This is a genomic window from Ensifer sp. ENS11, assembly GCF_014851895.1.
GTDB lineage: Bacteria > Pseudomonadota > Alphaproteobacteria > Rhizobiales > Rhizobiaceae > Ensifer > Ensifer canadensis.
Genome location: NZ_JACVAN010000002.1, coordinates 570382 through 587946, shown reverse-complemented (window position 1 = coordinate 587946; position 17565 = coordinate 570382). Strand labels below are relative to the sequence as shown.

Annotated in this window: 18 protein-coding genes; 7 read left to right on the top strand and 11 right to left on the bottom strand. The window is 63.3% G+C overall.

The window, feature by feature from the left end; translation table 11 throughout:
• Positions 1–227: 227 nt before the first annotated feature.
• From IB264_RS07000 to IB264_RS06985, 4 genes are all read right to left on the bottom strand, one after another.
• Positions 228–1151 (bottom strand): pirin family protein, encoded by a 924-nt coding sequence (locus IB264_RS07000; protein WP_025426148.1) that lies wholly within the window; start codon positions 1149–1151, stop codon positions 228–230.
• Positions 1152–1261: 110 nt separating this feature from the next.
• Positions 1262–1513, bottom strand: coding sequence for an exodeoxyribonuclease VII small subunit (locus IB264_RS06995; RefSeq protein WP_025426149.1), 252 nt, complete (start codon positions 1511–1513; stop codon positions 1262–1264).
• Between the two features lie 2 nt (positions 1514–1515).
• Positions 1516–2445: a histone deacetylase family protein gene (locus tag IB264_RS06990; RefSeq protein WP_025426150.1), complete on the bottom strand. Its 930-nt coding sequence runs from the start codon at positions 2443–2445 to the stop codon at positions 1516–1518.
• A 63-nt stretch (positions 2446–2508) separates the two neighbouring features.
• A complete protein-coding gene (locus tag IB264_RS06985; protein ID WP_192433221.1) occupies positions 2509–3483 on the bottom strand; it encodes a zinc-dependent alcohol dehydrogenase family protein in 975 nt (324 codons plus the stop codon).
• Between the two features lie 16 nt (positions 3484–3499).
• Between IB264_RS06985 and IB264_RS06980 the strand changes: the two genes are divergently transcribed.
• Entirely contained in the window at positions 3500–3901 is a 402-nt protein-coding gene (locus IB264_RS06980) for a thioesterase family protein (RefSeq protein WP_025426152.1), read from the top strand.
• Between the two features lie 12 nt (positions 3902–3913).
• On the opposite strand, the gene IB264_RS06975 is transcribed toward IB264_RS06980, so the two are convergent.
• The 5 genes from IB264_RS06975 to IB264_RS06955 are packed head-to-tail and all read right to left on the bottom strand — an operon-like array spanning position 3914 to position 8471.
• Positions 3914–5101, bottom strand: a complete 1188-nt coding sequence (locus IB264_RS06975) for a thiolase family protein (RefSeq protein ID WP_025426153.1) — start codon at positions 5099–5101, stop codon at positions 3914–3916.
• Entirely contained in the window at positions 5085–6587 is a 1503-nt protein-coding gene (locus IB264_RS06970) for a class I adenylate-forming enzyme family protein (RefSeq protein WP_025426154.1), read from the bottom strand. The genes IB264_RS06975 and IB264_RS06970 overlap by 17 nt, the downstream gene beginning before the upstream one ends.
• Before the next feature lie 4 nt (positions 6588–6591).
• Positions 6592–7155, bottom strand: coding sequence for a biotin transporter BioY (locus IB264_RS06965; RefSeq protein WP_025426155.1), 564 nt, complete (start codon positions 7153–7155; stop codon positions 6592–6594).
• A 36-nt stretch (positions 7156–7191) separates the two neighbouring features.
• Positions 7192–7797: an energy-coupling factor transporter transmembrane protein EcfT gene (locus IB264_RS06960; RefSeq protein WP_025426156.1), complete on the bottom strand. Its 606-nt coding sequence runs from the start codon at positions 7795–7797 to the stop codon at positions 7192–7194.
• Entirely contained in the window at positions 7791–8471 is a 681-nt protein-coding gene (locus tag IB264_RS06955; protein WP_025426157.1) for an energy-coupling factor ABC transporter ATP-binding protein, read from the bottom strand. The genes IB264_RS06960 and IB264_RS06955 overlap by 7 nt, the downstream gene beginning before the upstream one ends.
• A gap of 113 nt (positions 8472–8584) precedes the next feature.
• Between IB264_RS06955 and IB264_RS06950 the strand changes: the two genes are divergently transcribed.
• A complete protein-coding gene (locus tag IB264_RS06950; protein WP_025426158.1) occupies positions 8585–9784 on the top strand; it encodes a winged helix-turn-helix domain-containing protein in 1200 nt (399 codons plus the stop codon).
• Positions 9785–9861: 77 nt separating this feature from the next.
• Complete coding sequence (tldD, locus tag IB264_RS06945) at positions 9862–11277, top strand: metalloprotease TldD (RefSeq protein WP_057211534.1); 1416 nt, start codon at positions 9862–9864, stop codon at positions 11275–11277.
• 14 nt (positions 11278–11291) lie between these two features.
• Here the strand turns inward: tldD and IB264_RS06940 are convergent, their stop codons facing one another.
• Positions 11292–12557: a D-alanyl-D-alanine carboxypeptidase family protein gene (locus IB264_RS06940; protein ID WP_025426160.1), complete on the bottom strand. Its 1266-nt coding sequence runs from the start codon at positions 12555–12557 to the stop codon at positions 11292–11294.
• 324 nt (positions 12558–12881) lie between these two features.
• Between IB264_RS06940 and IB264_RS06935 the strand changes: the two genes are divergently transcribed.
• Positions 12882–13931: a polysaccharide deacetylase family protein gene (locus tag IB264_RS06935; protein WP_192433219.1), complete on the top strand. Its 1050-nt coding sequence runs from the start codon at positions 12882–12884 to the stop codon at positions 13929–13931.
• 118 nt (positions 13932–14049) lie between these two features.
• On the opposite strand, the gene pdxH is transcribed toward IB264_RS06935, so the two are convergent.
• The gene (pdxH, locus tag IB264_RS06930; protein WP_025426162.1) at positions 14050–14670 is read right to left on the bottom strand and encodes a pyridoxamine 5'-phosphate oxidase; all 621 of its coding nucleotides are present in this window, start codon (positions 14668–14670) and stop codon (positions 14050–14052) included.
• A 140-nt stretch (positions 14671–14810) separates the two neighbouring features.
• Here pdxH and IB264_RS06925 point away from each other — a divergent pair, with 140 nt between their 5' ends.
• The 3 genes from IB264_RS06925 (at position 14811) to fabI (ending at position 17558) form a co-directional block, all read left to right on the top strand.
• Complete coding sequence (locus tag IB264_RS06925; RefSeq protein WP_025426163.1) at positions 14811–15263, top strand: RT0821/Lpp0805 family surface protein; 453 nt, start codon at positions 14811–14813, stop codon at positions 15261–15263.
• Positions 15264–15475: 212 nt separating this feature from the next.
• A complete protein-coding gene (locus IB264_RS06920; RefSeq protein ID WP_025426164.1) occupies positions 15476–16534 on the top strand; it encodes a DnaJ C-terminal domain-containing protein in 1059 nt (352 codons plus the stop codon).
• Positions 16535–16739: 205 nt separating this feature from the next.
• Complete coding sequence (gene fabI / locus IB264_RS06915) at positions 16740–17558, top strand: enoyl-ACP reductase FabI (RefSeq protein ID WP_025426165.1); 819 nt, start codon at positions 16740–16742, stop codon at positions 17556–17558.
• Positions 17559–17565 lie beyond the last annotated feature (7 nt).

The following is a 17565-nucleotide window of genomic DNA, read 5'->3' as shown; positions in this document are numbered from 1 at the left end:
TGGCAGTTGTGTCACGCTGCATGCCTCATGCGCACCGCACGGATCGGGTGCGCGATAGTTGGTGGTACCGTTAAAGCGGCTCTTTAGACGCAATTGTTGCTGAATGCAAAATTAGGCTTTCCTGCGTCGTTGTCCTAGACACTACCGTATGATTCCCTGAATCGAAATCGATTTAAGGAAGCATGCGGCAACTGGAAGCGGCAAGCGGTCGCGGTTGTTCGATGCCCTCAACCAGTGGGAAGGGGCACGAATTCCTCCTCGTCGCCGGGCACGATGTCGAAGCGGCCGGTGCGCCATTCTTCCTTGGCCTTCTCGATGCGGTCCTTTGACGATGACACGAAATTCCACCAGATGTGGCGGGCCGAGCCGAGTGCTGCGCCGCCGAACAGCATGACATGACAGCCGAGCGGACCGGCGGTGACGGTGATTTCGTCGCCAGGCCGGAAGACCAGCAGCTGATTGTCGGCGAAGTGGTCGCCGGCGATGATCGCTTCGCCTGAGAGGATATAGATCGCACGCTCTTCCCAATTGGCGGCAAACGGCGCGCTTTTGCCGGGCGCGATGTTGAGGTCGACATAGATCGTGTCGGTAAAGACCGAGACCGGCGACTTCTGCCCTTCGAAGCTGCCGATCACCACCCGGGCATCTATGCCGCCGTCATTGAGCTGCGGCAGCATGTGCCGTTCGGTATGGTCGAAGATCGGGTCGATCTCTTCCTTGTGGTCGGGGAGCGCCAGCCAGGTCTGCAACCCGGAAACCGAGCGTTCATGCCCGCGCTGGTTTTCCGGTGAACGCTCGGAGTGAACGATGCCGCGGCCGGCGGTCATCAGGTTCACGTCGCCGGGGCGGATGACCATTTCGGTGCCGAGGCTGTCGCGATGCTTGATTTCGCCGTCGAACAGATAGGTCACGGTCGAAAGGCCGATATGCGGATGCGGCCGAACGTCGATCGCCTCGCCGGCACGCAACAGCGCCGGTCCCATCCGGTCGAAGAAGATGAACGGCCCGACAAGCCGCCGCTTCGCTGTCGGTAGTGCGCGGCGAACCTGCAATCCGCCGATGTCGCTGGTGCGCGGGATGATCAGGTGTTCGATGGCGTCGCAGGCGGGCTTGTCGCCGGCGAGCGGGTCGGGGCCTGGAAAGAAGGACATGGTGCACGCTCCCGTTGTTCGTATGGTCTGAGCCTAGCGCCTAACGCACGTTGCGGGTAGGCGCTAGGCGAAGACGCAGCGTTTCCGGACGTTGACCAATCCCCCGTCGTTTACTCCGCGTCGAGCGGTTCCACGCCCTGCGGCTTGCCGGCACGGTCGAGCCTGATTTTTTCGATCCGGTCTTCGGCAGCCTTCAACAGCGCCTCGCAGTGCTTCTTCAGCGCTTCGCCGCGCTCATAGATCTCGATCGACTTGTCGAGCGCGACGTCGCCGCGTTCCAGTGCCGAGACGATGCGCTCCAGCTCTTCGACGGCTTGCTCGAAGGAGAGGGCCGAAACGTCCGGTTGCGTGGTGGTGGTCATGGTTACCCTCTCATCAATCTCAAAATATGCATGCCGGCCGACTCGGCCAGTCCCTGCAGGTCATAGCCGCCCTCGAGCAGGCTGACCATGCGGTTGCCGGCGCTGCGGTCGGCGATCTCGTGCAGGCGGCCCGTCGCCCAGTCGAAGTCCTCGGCGACAAGGTTGATCTGCGCCAGCGGATCGCGGTAGTGGGCATCGAAGCCGGCCGAGATCAGGATGAAATCCGGCCGGAAGTTCGTCAGCGCCGACAGCACACGAGAGCGGAACGCCTCGCGAAAATGCTCGCTGCCGGCATTGGGCGAGAGCGGCGCGTTGACGATGTTGCCTTTCACGCCGGTTTCGTCCTTGGCCCCGGTGCCGGGATAAAGCGGCATCTGATGAGTGGAGCAGAAAAGCACCGACGGATCGTCCCAGAAGATGTCCTGAGTGCCGTTGCCGTGGTGCACGTCCCAGTCGACGATCGCCACGCGCTCTGCCCCATGCGCCACCTGTGCGTGGCGGGCGGCAATCGCGACGGTGTTGAAGAAGCAGAAGCCCATGGCCTTGTTCTTCTCGGCGTGGTGGCCGGGCGGACGCGCCGCGACGAAAGCGTTGTCGGCCTTGCCCGTGAAAACTGCATCGACCGCCTCAACCGCACCGCCGATGCCGGTCAATGCCGCCTCGAGGCTGAACGGGCTGGCATAGGTGTCAGCTTCCAGATTGGCGATGCCCTCTTCGGGGATGGCGCGCTTGACGGTGCGCAGATGCTCCTCCGGATGGGCGAGCAGCACCAGGTCTTCGCTCGCCTTCGTCGCCTTTATGCGCTTGAGGTCGGCGAAATTCGGGTGCTCGAGCGCAAGGTTCAGCGCTTTCAGCCGGTCCGGCCTTTCAGGGTGACCTTCCGGAACCTCGTGTTCCAGGAAGATCGGATTTTCATAGAGCAGCGTGGTCATGCGCCGAAACTAGTGCTCCAACCTGCCAACGTCCATGGCGCGCCCAAGCGAAAGCACTGATTTTCAACAGCGCGTATCAAGCAGCAGCTTGCCGTCGCGGCGAGGATCCGCCTGATGCGCCAAGGCCTCATCCAGGCAACTGAGCGGGTAGGTTTGCGCAATCCGGCTTGAGAAAAGCCCGGTGCGCAGACCGGCAAAACTCTGCGCAAAAGCCGCTTCGATCGCTGGCCGACCGGCGGCGTGCACCCAGGTTCTCAGCCACAGAAAGGAGAAGCGTACATCCGGCCGAGCCTGGATTGCCGGTATCGGCACGGGCACACCGCTAAGCGCGCCATACTGGATGAATGCGGCGCCGAGCTGGAGCGTCTGGCCGATGAGCTCGCCGGCAAACGGGCCGCCGACCGCGTCGACAATGGCGTCGAAGGCAAGGCCCGAAGGGATATGCCCTTTATCGGCGATGACGATTTTGCCGGGTGTGTCGGACGCAAGCCGCTCGGCGCTGCGTTGGCTGCGCACGATCCCTATCGGTTTTGCGCCTTCGCCCGACATGAGCTTCAGCAGCATGCCGCCGATGGCCGAACCCGCTGCGGTCACGCCGATTCTCTGGCCGTTCACCGATCCGAAATGGGACTTGAGCGCTTCGATGAGCCGGATCGTCGTCAGCGGGTTGACGTAGCTGGTGGCCGCCTGGCGGTCGTCGATATCGTCAGGCACGACAAAGCACCATTCGGCCGGCCGTACCAGATATTGCTGCCAAAGGCCGCTTGCGCCGATCGGGATCACGCGATCGCCGGGCTTCAAGGTCGTAACGCCAGCGCCGATGCGGCTGACGGTGCCGACGCCCTCGAAGCCGGGCACGAAGGGCAGGGTCGTCCGGGCACTATAGGCGCCGGTGACGGGAATGAGGTCGGAGGGATTGATGGCCGACAGGGAGAGCGCGATCTCGACCCCGCCGTGCCCCGGCGGGATTCGCTCGGCATCGACGAGCGCAATCACTTGTCGCGGATCGCCGAACTGGCTAACGAGGGTGGAGCGCATTCTAAGAGGACCTCGCATGGACGGCAGGGAGCGGGAAAACGTCACGGAAATCCGCATTCCGTTTCGCGATATAGACATGCATGGCCACATGCACAATGCCGCCTACTATGCCCATGCCGAAGCGGCACTTTCCCAACTCTGGCGGCACCGGCCGTCGGTCGTCCATGAGCCTGCCTATCTCGTTCGCCGCTCGGCCTGTGTCTTCCATCGCGGCCTGCGCTATGACGAGCCGGCGCGCTTCATCGTTACTGTCGCCAAGATCGGCGGAAGCTCGGTGAGCTTTGCCGTGCGCGTCGAGGCGGCCGGCCAGCTTGCGGCAGAACTCGAGATTGTCTGGGTTGCCGTCGATCGCGAACGGCACACGCCGCTGCCGGTGCCGGCCGCAACGCGCGAATGGCTCGGCAGCTACATTCTCTGAACCATCACGAACCTATTCGGTAGGCCGCAGGCTGCGGAACAGCGCGACGCCGCCCATGCCGCCGCCGATGCCCATCATCGCCAGTGCCTGCGTTTCGCGCGGGACTGCCAGCATCTGCGTGAACAGCCGCACCACGAGGATCGCGCCGGATGCGCCATAGGGATGGCCGAGGGCGATGGCACCGCCGTCGAGATTGACCCGTTCCGGCGAAATATCGAGTTGATCTAGGCTGCCGAGCACCTGCGAGGCGAAGGCCTCGTTGAATTCGATGAAATCAATCGCATCGACATCAAGCGCCGGATTGCGCGCTTTCAGTTTTTCCATCGCCGGCACCGGGCCGAGCCCGAGCAGATCGGGATGCACACCGGCGGTCGTCGCATCGATGAATTCGAGCGCAAAGGAAAGCCCCAGGCGTCGCGCTTCGGCAAGGCTGGTCACCAGAACCATCGCTGCGCCGTCGTTGATCGGGCAGGCATTTCCGGCGGTCACCGTGCCGTCCTGGACGAAGACGGGTTTCAGCCGCTGCAGGGTTTCGAGCGATGCATTGGCGCGCGGGCATTCGTCGGCCTCGACGATCCCCGCAGTCGTTTCGATCGGTACGATCTCGCGCGTAAACCGGCCCGCGCCCTGGGCGGCGACGGCGCGTCGCTGGCTTTCGAGCGCAAACGCATCCTGTCTTTCGCGGGAAATGCTGCAGGCTGTGGCGACGTTTTCGGCGGCAACGCCCATGTCAGGGTCACCGATCTCGTCCGGTGCCATGCGCGAACGCTTGATCGGTTGAGGCTCTTCGCCAGGGGTCGTCGGCGGCCTCAGGCGAATATGGGCGCGACTGGCGCTTTCGGTGCCGCCGGCAAGGTAGAAGCGACCGGCGCCCGACTGGATGAGACGGGCGGCAAGGGTGATGGCCTCGAGCCCGGCGCCGCACTGCCGGTCAATGGTCAGGCCGGGTGTCGATACCGGAAGTCCGGCCTCAAGTGCCGCCAGCCGTCCAAGGTTGCCGGCGCAGTTGGCGGCATTGCCGAGGATGACGTCATCGAGCGCCTCCGCCGCCAGGCCGACATCGGCGAGGATGCGGGTGATCAACGGCGCAGCGAGCCGTGCCGGCTCGACCTCCGCGAGCACGCCGCGCACGCGCCCAACAGGCGTACGCAGGGCCGCCACGATCACCGGTGTGCGCGATGGGTCAGACGAAGGGCTCAAGGGCGTCATGTCCGTCCACAATCCATTGCTTGAGAGTCCCGGCGGCCACCTTACCAGATTGCGTCATCGGTAAGGTATGGCAAAGCCAGATCCGTCGTGGATGTTTATAGCGCGGCAGATGGCTGTCGAGATGACGGTCGAGCGCCGCTCGGTCGATTGTTGCACCATTCGGCTCGATGACGGCGACGAGTTCGCTGCCGAGATCGGGATGGTCCAGTCCGAGAACGAACGCCGCATGCACATCGGCATGCCCGACAAGCGTCGCCTCGACCTCCTGCGGATAGATGTTGTTGCCGCCGGAAAGCACCATGCCGCCGGAGCGCCCGACGAGATGCAGCGTGCCGTCGGCACTAAGGAATCCGAGGTCGCCGACGGTTGCGAGCCTGCCGACACGCCTGAGGCCCGCACCATCTCCGGTGCCGATATAGCCGCTCGAAATCAGGTCGCTGTTGACGAAGATCGTGCCGGCTTCGCCTGACGGTAGCGGCTTTTCGCTCTCGTCGAGCACGATTAGGCCGACACCGGGAAAGGCGCGTCCGACGGCGGTCGCCGATGCTGTGTCGCCGGGACCGGCAACGCTGATGAAGCCGAGTTCGGATGCTCCGTAATACTCGACGATGTCAGCTTGCGAAAACGGTGTCGCAGCGGCTGCGCGATCGGCGGGTGTCAGCTTGGCGCCGGCAACGGTGATCTTCTGCACCGACGCCAATGCCGCATGGGAAGGCGATGCGCAGAGCCGCCTCAGCATCGTCGGTACCAGCACGAGCCGTCTGACATCCTGCGAGGCGATGGTCTCGGACGCACGCGCCGCATCGAAATGCGCCATGCCGACGAATTCGGCGCCGGCAACAAGCGTTTCGGCGAACGCATAGAGCGTCAGCCCATGGGCGAGCGGGCCGGGGGCGAAGGTGCGCGTGTCGCTGTTAATGCCAAAAAAATCCTGGCCCATCTTCAGGCTGCGCCGCCATGACCCGCGATCGCGCACGATCGCTTTCGGCATGCCCGTGGTACCGGAAGTGAAGACGACGAGAAACGGCTCGTCATCGGCGCCGATGGCGATCGGCGTCATGTCTTCGTCTGAACCGGCGGCGAAAAGCAGGCTTTGACCGGAAGCGGTCGCATCGAGCCGCAGCCCCTCGCCGTCGGCGCGAACCGTGATGTCGGGGCGCAATTGCTCACGCATTGCCGCCCGCGTTGTCTCCGGCAGATGTGGGTCGATCAAAACAACGCAATGCCCGCCTGATGTTGCGGCGACGAATGCGGCAGCGAAAAGGGGATGGTTGCCGATCTCCAGTGCGATCAGCTTTGTGGTGGCGGGCAGGACGTTTTTATTCCCGGTGTCTGCCGTCAATCTCCCGAACGCGGAAACGAGCTGGCCGGCGCAAAGCGCAAGCTCCCGGAATGTGAAAACCCGGCCTTCCATGCGGAAGGCCGGGACTTGCGGGATTTGTTCCGCGTGGCGCGCAATGGCGGCGGCAAACGGCATCGGTTCAGGCGCGAACCGGCAGCAGCGGATAGCCGGCGAAGACGGCGCGTGCGGCAAGCGTCGCGATGGCGGCCTTCAGCAGGTCGCCGGGAAGGAATGCGAGCGAACCGGTGGCAACCGCGAGCAGCGGCGTGCCGGTGACGGCCGATACCCAGGGCATGCCGATCGCATAGAGCACGACGATGCCGCCGATTACCGAGGCGAGGAAGAAGCCGACGAACTGGTGCAGTTCAGCCTGGCCTTCCCGGACGAAGCGCTGCGCGATCAGGCCGGTGACGAAGGTGGCAACGACCCAGCCGAGAATGAAGCCGCCAGACGGGCCGGCAAAGACGGCGAGACCGCCACGACCGCCTGATAGCACCGGCAGACCAATGGCGACGAGCAGAATGAAGAGCAGGAAGGCGAAAGCGCCGCGCTTGGCGCCGAGAATGCAGCCGGCGAGCATCACGCCCATGGACTGCGCGGTGATCGGCACGGGAATGAAGCCGAGCGTGATCGGCGGAATGAGGCCGAGCACGACGACGATCGCGGCAAAGAGGGCGATAAGGACGAGATCTCTGGTGTTCATGCTGTTCCGGTTCCTTGCTTATTAGGATGCGCGAATTTATTGACGGCGAAAACCACGCGCGTCAATCGCCGCGGCGATCGTATCCGCATCTTTGAGCGTCAGGATGATCAGTGGTCCGATGATCGTCAACGGTCGCACCGGCAGCCCACGCGCCCGGTGTGCTTCGCGAATGGCCTGATAGCGCGTGAAAATGTCTGGCACAAAGCGCAGGACGAGCCCAAGCGCCAGGCTGACATCGGCAGCGCGCACCCAGCCCAGGCGTTCGAAGGGCGTCAGCAGCACCGTGATCTCGTCCATGAAGCCGCCGATCGTCGTCGTTGCGGTCACGGCAGCGGCGAAAAGCACCAGGGCCATCAGGCGCAGGGTCAAGACGGCGACTTCGTTCAAGGGGAGAAGGAAGAGGTTCACGGCCGCGAGAAAGAAGATCGTGAAGAAGACGAAGCCGACGCGTTTCAGCGCTTCGCGCCAGGAAAGGCCGACCGAGAGATAGAGCCCGCCGGAAATCACAAAGGCGATCAGCTGCACGACGAGCGAGCTGGTGAGGAAAAGCAGGATGCTGAGCGCCACCAGTGCCAAAAGCTTCGCACGCACCGGCAGCCGGTGCAGCCAGCTGTTGCCCTCGATGTGCAGGCTCGTCAGCATCCGGCGATCTCGTGGTAGTGGCGGATCGTTTCCTGCGGCGCGCCATCGGCGGCAAGCCGTCCTTCGTGGAAGAGCAGCAGGCGCTCGACATTTTCGACCAGCGGCAGGTCGTGGGTGATGACCAGCGTGTCTTCGTCAAGTGTCGCGATCGTGTCGGCGACGCGCCGCCGGTTGCGTAGGTCGAGCTGGTTGGTCGGCTCGTCGAGGATCAGGATTTTGGGATCGGTGACGACGACGCTGGCCATGGCGATCAGCTGGGTCTCGCCGCCGGAGAGTTCGTGAACCCGGCGCCGCGCCAGGTGCTCGACGCCGAAGCGCGACAGCACCGCTTGCGTCCGCTTGTCGATTTCCTCGCCTTTGAGGCCGCGGTTCTTCAGGCCGAAGCCGATGTCATCGGCAACGACGGGCATGATCAGCTGGTGCTGCGGATTCTGGAAGATGAAGCCGGCTTCGGAAAGCACGGCGCGCTCGTCCTTGACCGTATCGAGGCCATTGACGGTGACGCTGCCGGCAGAAGGTTTGACTAGACCGTTGATCAGCCGCGCGAAGGTTGTCTTACCGGAGCCATTGAGGCCGATAATGCCGACACGCCTTTCGGTGATCGTCAGCGTCAGCGGCTGCAGCGCCACCCGTTCGCCGAAGCGGACCGAGCAATCGGTAAAGCGGATGTCCATCCCGTCCCTCGCGGTTTGCGGTTGCTCTATAGGCCAAGTCGGCGGACAAGGGCAATGCGCTTTGCGCCAAGGTTCCGTTTGAAATATGGGAATAAAAGCCTACTCTTTCTCCCATGACGATTCGGCTCTCCAATAGCGATGCCCGGCGCATCTTCCTCGCAAAGCAGGGCCTTTCCGGCGCGCCGCACCGCGCGCTCGGCAAGGATGGCCTACTGAAGCTGATCCATGACATCGGCTTCGTTCAGGTTGACAGCATCGCGACGGTGGAACGCGCCCATCATCAGATCCTGTTCTCGCGCAACCAGACCTATCGCCGCGAACATTTGACATCGCTGCTTGAAGACGACCGCGAACTGTTCGAGCACTGGACCCATGACGCTTCGATCATCCCCAGCAGCTTCTACCGCTACTGGAAGCACCGCTTCAAATGGGAAGGCGAGACCATCGTCGACCGTTGGAGCAAGTGGCGCGGCGAGGGATTTGAAAAAGGCTGCGACGAAACCTACGAGCGCATCGCCAAGGGCGGTCCCGTGCTTGCCCGCGACCTCAAGGAGGCCGAACACGAGTCCGGCGGCTGGTGGAACTGGCATCCGTCGAAGACTGCGCTTGAGGTGCTGTGGCGCACCGGCAAGCTGGCGATCGCCAGGCGCGAGAATTTCCAGAAGGTCTACGACCTGACAGAGCGGGTGATCCCGCCGCACCACCAGGATGGCGAGGTGGAGCATCACGAGTTCATAGACTGGGCCTGCCGCAGCGCCCTTGAACGCTTGGGCTTTGCCACCCACGGCGAAATCGCCGCGTTCTGGGATCTGGTCTCTCCGGACGAAGCGAAGGCCTGGGTGGCGGAACATCGCGACGAACTGATCGACGTGTCGATCGAGCCGATCGACGGCGGCAAGCCACGGTCGTCCTATGCGCTTGCGGGTTTTCCTGACGAGCTTGGCGATATTCCCGACCCGCCGGGCCGCGTGCGCGTGCTGAGCCCGTTCGATCCGTTGCTGCGCGACCGCAATCGCACCGAGCGGCTGTTCGGCTTCTTCTATCGCATCGAGATCTTCGTGCCTGAGCCGAAGCGGGAATACGGCTACTATGTCTTCCCGCTGATCGAAGGCGATCGCCTGATCGGCCGCATCGACATGAAGGCCGACCGCAAGCGCGGCAGTCTCGATGTGCGCCGGCTCTGGCTGGAGCGTGGCGTCAAGCCGTCCTCTGGGCGCATGGAGCGCATAGATGCAGAACTCGAACGCGTCGCCCGCTTCGCCGGGGTCGAGCGCATCGAACGCCTCGATGGCTGGAACGCTTCGCTCTCCTGATCGATATTTTTCTTGGCTTGAACCGCTCGCCTTCCTAAATGGAGGCCATCGAACTTATGACGCGGGAGCGCACGACTATGAACACCGATCTGATGAGCCTCTTCGATGCCGACGAGGCAGCGATCCGCAAGGTTCTGTCGGAGACGCTTGCCGGCGCCGACGATGGTGAGCTGTTTCTCGAACATGCCCAGGCCGAAGTGCTCTCCTTCGACAACGGCCGGCTGAAGGGCGGCAGCTTCAACACCGACCAGGGTTTTGGTCTGCGTGCGGTCGCCGGCGAATCGGTCGGCTATGCCCATGCCGGTGAGCTGTCGCTGGCAGCACTTCGCCGTGCCGCCGATGCAGTCGGCCAGGTGACGCGCGGTTATGCCGGCTCCTATGCCGCAGCGCCGCAACGCACCAACACGAAGCTCTATGGCGACGAAAACCCGATCGGCGAGCCGAGCTTTGAGGCGAAGGTCGCGCTTCTGCAGGAAATCGACGCCTATCTGCGTGCACGCGATCCCAAGGTCAGGCAGGTGACGGCCTCGATCGCCGCAAGCTGGCAGCTGGTCGATATCCTGCGCGCCGATGGCCACCGGGTTCAGGACATCAGGCCGATGACGCGCATCAACATCTCCGTGGTTGCCGGCGATGGCGACCGTCAGGAAAGCGGCTCCTACGGCATCGGCGGACGCCGCGGCTTCGGCGACTTCATCACCGAGGAGAACTGGAAGAAGGGTGCCGACGAGGCACTACGCCAGGCGCTCGTCAATCTCGACGCGATCGATGCGCCGGCCGGTACCCTGGACGTGGTGTTGGCCTCGGGTTGGCCGGGTGTGATGCTGCACGAAGCCGTCGGCCACGGCCTTGAAGGCGACTTCAACCGCAAGAAGACCTCCGCTTTTGCCGGCCTGCTCGGCGAGCAGGTTGCTGCCAAGGGTGTGACAGTCGTCGATGACGGTACGATCGAGGCCCGGCGTGGCTCGATCTCGATCGATGATGAGGGCACGCCATCGGGCTACAACGTGTTGATCGAGGACGGCAAGCTCGTTGGCTACATGCAGGACCGGCAGAACGCCCGGCTGATGGGCATGCAGCCGACCGGCAACGGCCGGCGCCAGGGTTATGCCCATGTGCCGATGCCGCGCATGACCAACACCTACATGCTGTCCGGCGACCGGACGCCCGAGGAAATCATCGCCTCGGTGAAGAAGGGCATCTATGCCGTCTCCTTCGGTGGTGGCCAGGTGGACATCACCTCCGGCAAGTTCGTCTTCGGCTGCACCGAGGCCTACATGATCGAGAACGGCAAGATCGGCGCGCCGGTCAAGGGCGCGATGCTGATCGGCAATGGCCCCGACGCGATGAAGCGCGTGACGATGGTTGGCAACGACACCAAGCTCGACACCGGCATCGGCAACTGCGGCAAGGCCGGGCAATGGTTGCCGGTCGGCGTCGGCCAGCCGCATCTGCGCATGGACCAGATCACCGTCGGCGGCACGCAGGCCTAAGGCCGATGGCTCCCTTAGCCTCGCGAGGGCAGCAGCACGCAGTCGTAGGAGCGCTTCTTCAGCGCGCTGCAGGCGGAAGCGGCAGCATCACGGCTGCTGAAGCCGACGAAGCGGGCGCGATAGATGGTGCCGGCGCCTTCGCCCACCGCTTCCGTATAGGGAGACGCCTCCGCCAGCATGTCGCCTCCGGCTGCTTGCGCCTGTGCCAGAAGCGCGCGGGCCGCTTCAGCCGAAGGTGCCGCCGAGATCTGGATCTGCCAGCGGCCGGCGGCTGGAACGACAGCGGCGTTTTCCTCTTCGACCATGGCCGTCGGCCGTTCGGCCGGCACGACCGTCGTGGATGACGCGGCGATCAATGCCGCAACGCTGTCGCCCTTGGCACGATGGGCTGCCGTGAAGGGCAGCGGCACGTCCGACATCGTGGCGGCAGATGCGACCTCGACCTCAGCTGCAGCAGCACTCCGCGTCTTGGCAGCGGCCACCAACTGGCGGCCATTGGAGGCTTTGCCGACATGGCGGTTGAGCAATGCCGCCATCTTGTCGTCGCGGCTGCGCGCCGTGCGCCCGCCCATCACCACGCCGATGACGCGGCGGTTGCCGTCCCTGACGGCACTGACGAGATTGAAGCCGGAGGCATTGGTGTAGCCGGTCTTGATGCCGTCCATGCCGTCATAGCGGTACATCAGGTTGTTATGGCCGCGAATCTTGCGACCGCGAAACGTGAAGCTCGGCGTGGCAAACAGCCGGTATTCCCTGGGGTAATCGCGTATCAGCGCCACCGCGAGCGTCGACATATCGCGTGCGGTGGTCACCTGCCTGCTTGCGGGCAGGCCGGATGCGTTGATGAAGACGGTGCGGCTCATGCCCAGTTGGCGCGCCTTGGCCGTCATTTTCCTGGCGAAGTTCTGCTCCGAACCGCCGAGCCTTTCGCTCATCGCGGCGGCTGCGTCGTTCGCCGAGCGGACGATCATGGCATAGACTGCTTCGCGCACGGTGATCGTGCTACCCGGCTTCAGGCCCAGTTTCATCGGCGGCTGGGCCGCCGCCGCCCTCGATACCTTGATCTTGCTGTCCCAGTTCATGTCGCCGCGCCGGAGCGCCTCGAAGGTGAGGTACAGCGTCATCATCTTGGTGAGCGATGCCGGGTGGTTCAGCGTGTCCGCATTCTCCGACGACAGGACTTTGCCCGTGCGCGCATCGAGCACCAACGAAGCGCTGCCGGCAAACGCCGTCGCAGACCCCAGAGCGAGAGCGCACATCGCCAAAAGGAGGCGGCGGATAGCTTTCATGTCAGTCCCCATCGAAATGCGCCGTCGGACAGGCGCGCTGTGCCTTTTTGTGACAAGGCCGTGTCTTTGCTGCAACTTTGAGGCAGAATGCGATTTCTTCCTGCGACTTTCGTCGGGGTGGTAAACCAGAAATTAACGCCGACGTCCTTCAGCAAGGTTTAACGCTCCCGCCATTAACCTCCATGGTGGTGCACCAGGTCTGGCGCGCCAGGGACACTGTAACGCTTGAAACCCTCCAGACGATCTTCTCCGTAAATCGACCGAGGCGCAAGGAGTTCTGCAGTGATCGATACAGGCTGATTTGAATGGACTGATATGGCGGGTGGGATCACGGCAAGCATCAGGACGAGGGCGCGGCGCGCGGCAATCGCCGGTGGGCTTGAGTTGGCGCACGGTCTAAGCCGCGCTGGCCTGATGCCTGATGCCCGTCGGCGCGGCGCTATTTTCACCCTGCATCACGTCCGCCCGCGGGTTGCCCGGGCCTTTGATCCGAACGCCCATCTCGAAATCACCCCGGAGTTTCTCGATAGGGCCATCACCCGGCTGAAGCGGGACGGCTATCGCTTCATTGCGCTCGACGATTTGCCGACGGCGCTTGCCGACGAGGGTGCAGCGCCCTTCGCCTGCTTCACCCTCGACGACGGGTATCGCAACAATCTCGACCATGCCCAGCCGGTCTTTACGCGGCACGGCGTGCCGTTCACCGTTTTCGTGACCGGCGGGTTCGTCGACCGCACCCATACGCTCTGGTGGGAAACGCTGGCCGATCTGCTCTCGGCAACCACGCAGTTCCGGTTTGATTTCGGTAGCGGCGTGGAGGTACTCAAGGCTGAAAGTAGCGCCGACAAGCACGCGATATTTGGCCGTATGGCCGCCTACATCCACAGTCGCGAGGAAATTGTTTCGGTTGCCGAGCTCGACGCGGCGGCGCTGGAACATGGGATCGATGCGTTGTCTATCACCAAAACGCTGACGCTCGACGAAGCCGGTCTCCGTCTCCTGATTGAAAACCCGCTCGCCAGCCTCGGGGCGCACACCATAAGCCACCGCGCCGTCGCGCGGCTCGGTGATGAACAGGCAAGCCAGGAGATCGAGGCATCCGCCGCCCGCGTCGAAGCCATTGTCGGCCAAAGGCCGCGCAGCTTTGCCTATCCCTATGGGGATCGCCCGGCTGTCTCGCCGCGCGATCAAAGGCTTGCAGCCGATCTCGGCTTTACGGTTGCGGTCACCACCATGCCGGGCACGGTCGCGGCGGCGACGCCGCTAGACGCCTTGCCGCGCATTTCACTTAACGGCCATTTCCAGCGTGCCCGTTACGTTTCGGCGCTCGCCTCGGGCATTCCATTTCGGCTCGGTCGAAGCTAGAATCTTTCCGCTTTAGACGAAACGGAAGCGCTCAAGCTTCTCACTTTTGCGCATTTCCGGGCGGAAAACCGCTGCACACTTTTCCTGGAAATGCTCCAGCCGCCGCCTACCGCGTCCATCATGGGTACATCCGCACCTTTTCCCAGCCACCTTCCGGTGTCTCGCGACGGAACTCCAGGCGGTCGTGCAGTCGGAATGGCCGGTCGTGCCAGAACTCGATCGAGGTCGGGCGGATGCGAAAGCCGGACCAGTATTCCGGACGGGGGATTTCGCCAAGCGCATGGCGGGCCGTGTATTCGGCAACCGCTTTTTCCAACGCGAAGCGGCTTTCGAGCGGACGGGACTGTTTCGAAGCCCAGGCGCCGATGCGGCTGCCGCGCGGTCGCGACTTGAAATATTCGTCCGCCTCGGCCTCCGAGACGATTTCGACAGGCCCGCGCAGCCGTACCTGGCGCCGGAGCGATTTCCAGTGGAAACACATGGCGGCCTTGCGGGCGCCGAGAATTTCGCGGCCCTTCTGGCTTTCGAAATTGGTGTAGAAGACGAAGCCGCGCTCGTCGAAATCCTTGAGCAGAACCATGCGCACATTCGGCAACCCGTCGGGGTCGACGGTCGCCAGCGCCACGGCATTCGGGTCGTTGATCTCGCTGCCTTCCGCGTCTTTCAGCCATGTGCCGAAAAGGGAAAAGGGCTCATTTGCTTCCGTGAAGTCACCGCTTGTTAACTCATTCACCGCCATATTGCCTTCTAACGCCGTGATGTCTGGCGCGGAAACGCTTCGGGATGAGCCCGAGCGGTGTTTCCGCATCGAAAATGTCAGAGCCTGCTTGTTGACTTCCTCGGGAAACGTGCGGCTCTTGCGAGTCTGACAGGATTGCCGTGCAAGACATAGCAAAGTGGATCGATGGCAAGAAGGGGTATTCCTTCTCGGTGATGCGTGGCGCGGCAATTTGCCTGCCCGTGCTCATTATGTCCGGTTGCATGGGAGCCGGCCTCGACATGTTCGGCAGTGGTGTCGATCGCACCGTTTCAACCGGTACCGTTCCCGTTGCCAAAACCTCCGACGGCCTTTCCGATGCGGTCCTGATTCGCAACGCCGTGACCTCAGCCGAACTCGGGCAGGGGTCGCTCAACCCTATTCCCTGGGCAAACGCCACGTCCGGCAGCGCCGGCGTCATCAGCAGCATTCAGGAAGACAACGCCAGCGGCATGCTTTGCCGTCGTTTCACCACGACCCGCCATTCCTATGAGGGCATTGCCAAGTTCGACGGCAGCACCTGCAAGCTCAGCGATGGCGAGTGGTATCTCACCAGCTTCGGTCCGCGCTCCTGAAATCCTGCGTTAACCACGTTTCGGCAAACCGCGGCAGGAACGGTTCGATCGTCGTTTTGACCTGCTCCGTCGTCGCCCCGGCTAACCGATATTTAGCAAGTTCTGCCCATCCTCGCCGCTGAAAGGGACGTGCCACAGCACTTGATCCCCGGTTTGAGGCATAAGGCGGGCATCCGGGAGAGGCCGCCGATCAGAGAAGATGGTAGCAAGCCATGCGTGATCCCTATGCAATTCTCGGCGTCCGGCGCACCGCCGGTCAGGACGAAATCAAGGCGGCGTGGCGCTCGGTCGCCAAGGCCATCCATCCCGACCACAATCAGGACGACCCGACTGCCGCCGAGCGCTTTGCCGAAGCAGGCAAGGCCTACGAGCTGCTGCGCGACCCGAAGCTGAGAAGCCGCTACGACTATGCCCGGCGCGAAGCCGAGCTGCGCCGCATGGAGGCGATGAAGGCGAAGATGCGCGGCCCCGAGCCGGAGGAGCAGCCGGTCGATGCGGAAACCGCCGAAGAGGCGGTCTCGCGGATCTTCGGCACAGAGAGCCGTACCAGCGCCGCCAGGCCCGCGCCGAAGCCGGCAGCGGCCAAAGCACCCGAAAGGCCAGCCGCTGCCCCCGAGCCGAAACCCGAGCCTGTCACTGAGCCGAAGCAGGAGGCGGTCGCCAAGACGGAGCCGCCGCTGATGCAGCGTGCCGCAGCACCCGCCGCCGAGCTGGTGGCCGCCATCGTCAGACGCATTCGCGGCCGGGCGGCCAAACCCGCCGACAAGGTTCCAGATCTCGCTGTCGATCTGACCGTCACCATCCAGGACTTGATCGATCGTCAACGCCTGTCCTTGGAATTGCCCGACGGTGAAACCTTCAAGGTCCAGATACCGCCGGGTGCCGTCGACGGACAGACGATCCGCCTGGCGGAGCAGGGCTATCGCGTCACCCGCATGACACGCGGCGACGTCGTCGTCACCCTGCGCGTCGACCAGAGCGGCGATTTCCGAACCAGTGGACTCGATCTGTTCACGACACTGTCCGTCGATCTGCAGAGCGCCGTGCTGGGCTGCGAGCATGTCATCGCTACGCCGATCGGTGAGGCGACCGTTGTCGTTCCGGCCTGGTCCGGGTCGGACAAGGTCATTCGCGTCGACGGCTTCGGGCTGCCGGGTGCCTATGGCGCGCGCGGCGATCTGCTGGTCGAGTTGCGGCTCATTTTGCGCGACACGCCTGATGACAAGGTCACCGACCTCATGAAATCGCTGCGCGACGGCTTTTATTTGTGACGGTTTGCTGACACACTGAACCAATATTACGGGGACTAACAGTTCCTGATCCCGGCCGCGCTTGAACCACCGGAGCGGCTATGCCATAGGCAATTCTCGACAATTTGCCGCACGCGCGCTGACAGCGCAGATCTGGCGTTTTTGAATTTTGTGAAGTCTGGCGTCGGCCATCGTCGATGCCGGCAGATAGTATTGGGGACAATGCATGGCTCAGGCATCGGGTTTGATGAAGGGCAAGCGTGGCGTCATCATGGGCGTCGCGAACAACCGTTCGATTGCATGGGGGATCGCGAAGTCCATCCATGGCCAGGGCGGCGAAGTTGCTCTGACCTATCAGGGTGATGCACTGAAGAAGCGCGTCGAGCCGCTCTTGGCGGAAATCGACGGTTTCATGGCCGGCCACTGCGATGTCAGCGACGAAGCCACCATCGACGAGGTTTTCTCGACGCTTGAAAAGCACTGGGGCAAGATCGACTTCGTCGTTCACGCGATCGGTTTCTCCGACAAGGACGAACTGACCGGGCGCTACGTCGACACGTCGCCGGAAAACTTCGCCAAGACGATGCAGATCTCGGTCTATTCCTTCACCTCGGTCGCCCGGCGCGCTGAAAAGCTGATGACGGACGGCGGCTCGATGCTGACGCTGACGTACTACGGCGCCGAAAAGGTCATGCCGAACTACAACGTCATGGGTGTCGCCAAGGCCGCGCTCGAAGCGAGCGTCAAATACCTGGCGGTCGACCTTGGCCCGAAGAACATCCGCGTCAATGCGATCTCTGCCGGCCCGATCAAGACACTGGCCGCCTCCGGTATCGGCGACTTCCGCTACATCCTGAAGTGGAACGAGTACAACGCACCGCTGCGTCGCACCGTCACCATCGAGGAAGTCGGCGATGTCGGCCTCTACATGCTGTCCGACCTGTCGCGCTCGGTCACGGGTGAGGTTCACCACGCCGACAGCGGCTACCATGTCGTCGGCATGAAGGCGGTAGACGCTCCGGATATCTCCGTCATCAAGGATTGATCGGCGC

Coding starts and splice junctions, on each gene's coding strand:
- IB264_RS06935 (WP_192433219.1), top strand. CDS start 12,882: ATGGCGGGTGGGATCACGGCAAGCATCAGGACGAGGGCGCGGCGCGCG.
- fabI (WP_025426165.1), top strand. CDS start 16,740: ATGGCTCAGGCATCGGGTTTGATGAAGGGCAAGCGTGGCGTCATCATG.
- IB264_RS07000 (WP_025426148.1), bottom strand. CDS start 1,151: ATGTCCTTCTTTCCAGGCCCCGACCCGCTCGCCGGCGACAAGCCCGCC.
- IB264_RS06965 (WP_025426155.1), bottom strand. CDS start 7,155: ATGAACACCAGAGATCTCGTCCTTATCGCCCTCTTTGCCGCGATCGTC.
- IB264_RS06980 (WP_025426152.1), top strand. CDS start 3,500: ATGGACGGCAGGGAGCGGGAAAACGTCACGGAAATCCGCATTCCGTTT.
- pdxH (WP_025426162.1), bottom strand. CDS start 14,670: ATGGCGGTGAATGAGTTAACAAGCGGTGACTTCACGGAAGCAAATGAG.
- IB264_RS06955 (WP_025426157.1), bottom strand. CDS start 8,471: ATGGACATCCGCTTTACCGATTGCTCGGTCCGCTTCGGCGAACGGGTG.
- IB264_RS06920 (WP_025426164.1), top strand. CDS start 15,476: ATGCGTGATCCCTATGCAATTCTCGGCGTCCGGCGCACCGCCGGTCAG.
- IB264_RS06960 (WP_025426156.1), bottom strand. CDS start 7,797: ATGCTGACGAGCCTGCACATCGAGGGCAACAGCTGGCTGCACCGGCTG.
- tldD (WP_057211534.1), top strand. CDS start 9,862: ATGAACACCGATCTGATGAGCCTCTTCGATGCCGACGAGGCAGCGATC.
- IB264_RS06950 (WP_025426158.1), top strand. CDS start 8,585: ATGACGATTCGGCTCTCCAATAGCGATGCCCGGCGCATCTTCCTCGCA.
- IB264_RS06995 (WP_025426149.1), bottom strand. CDS start 1,513: ATGACCACCACCACGCAACCGGACGTTTCGGCCCTCTCCTTCGAGCAA.
- IB264_RS06985 (WP_192433221.1), bottom strand. CDS start 3,483: ATGCGCTCCACCCTCGTTAGCCAGTTCGGCGATCCGCGACAAGTGATT.
- IB264_RS06990 (WP_025426150.1), bottom strand. CDS start 2,445: ATGACCACGCTGCTCTATGAAAATCCGATCTTCCTGGAACACGAGGTT.
- IB264_RS06970 (WP_025426154.1), bottom strand. CDS start 6,587: ATGCCGTTTGCCGCCGCCATTGCGCGCCACGCGGAACAAATCCCGCAA.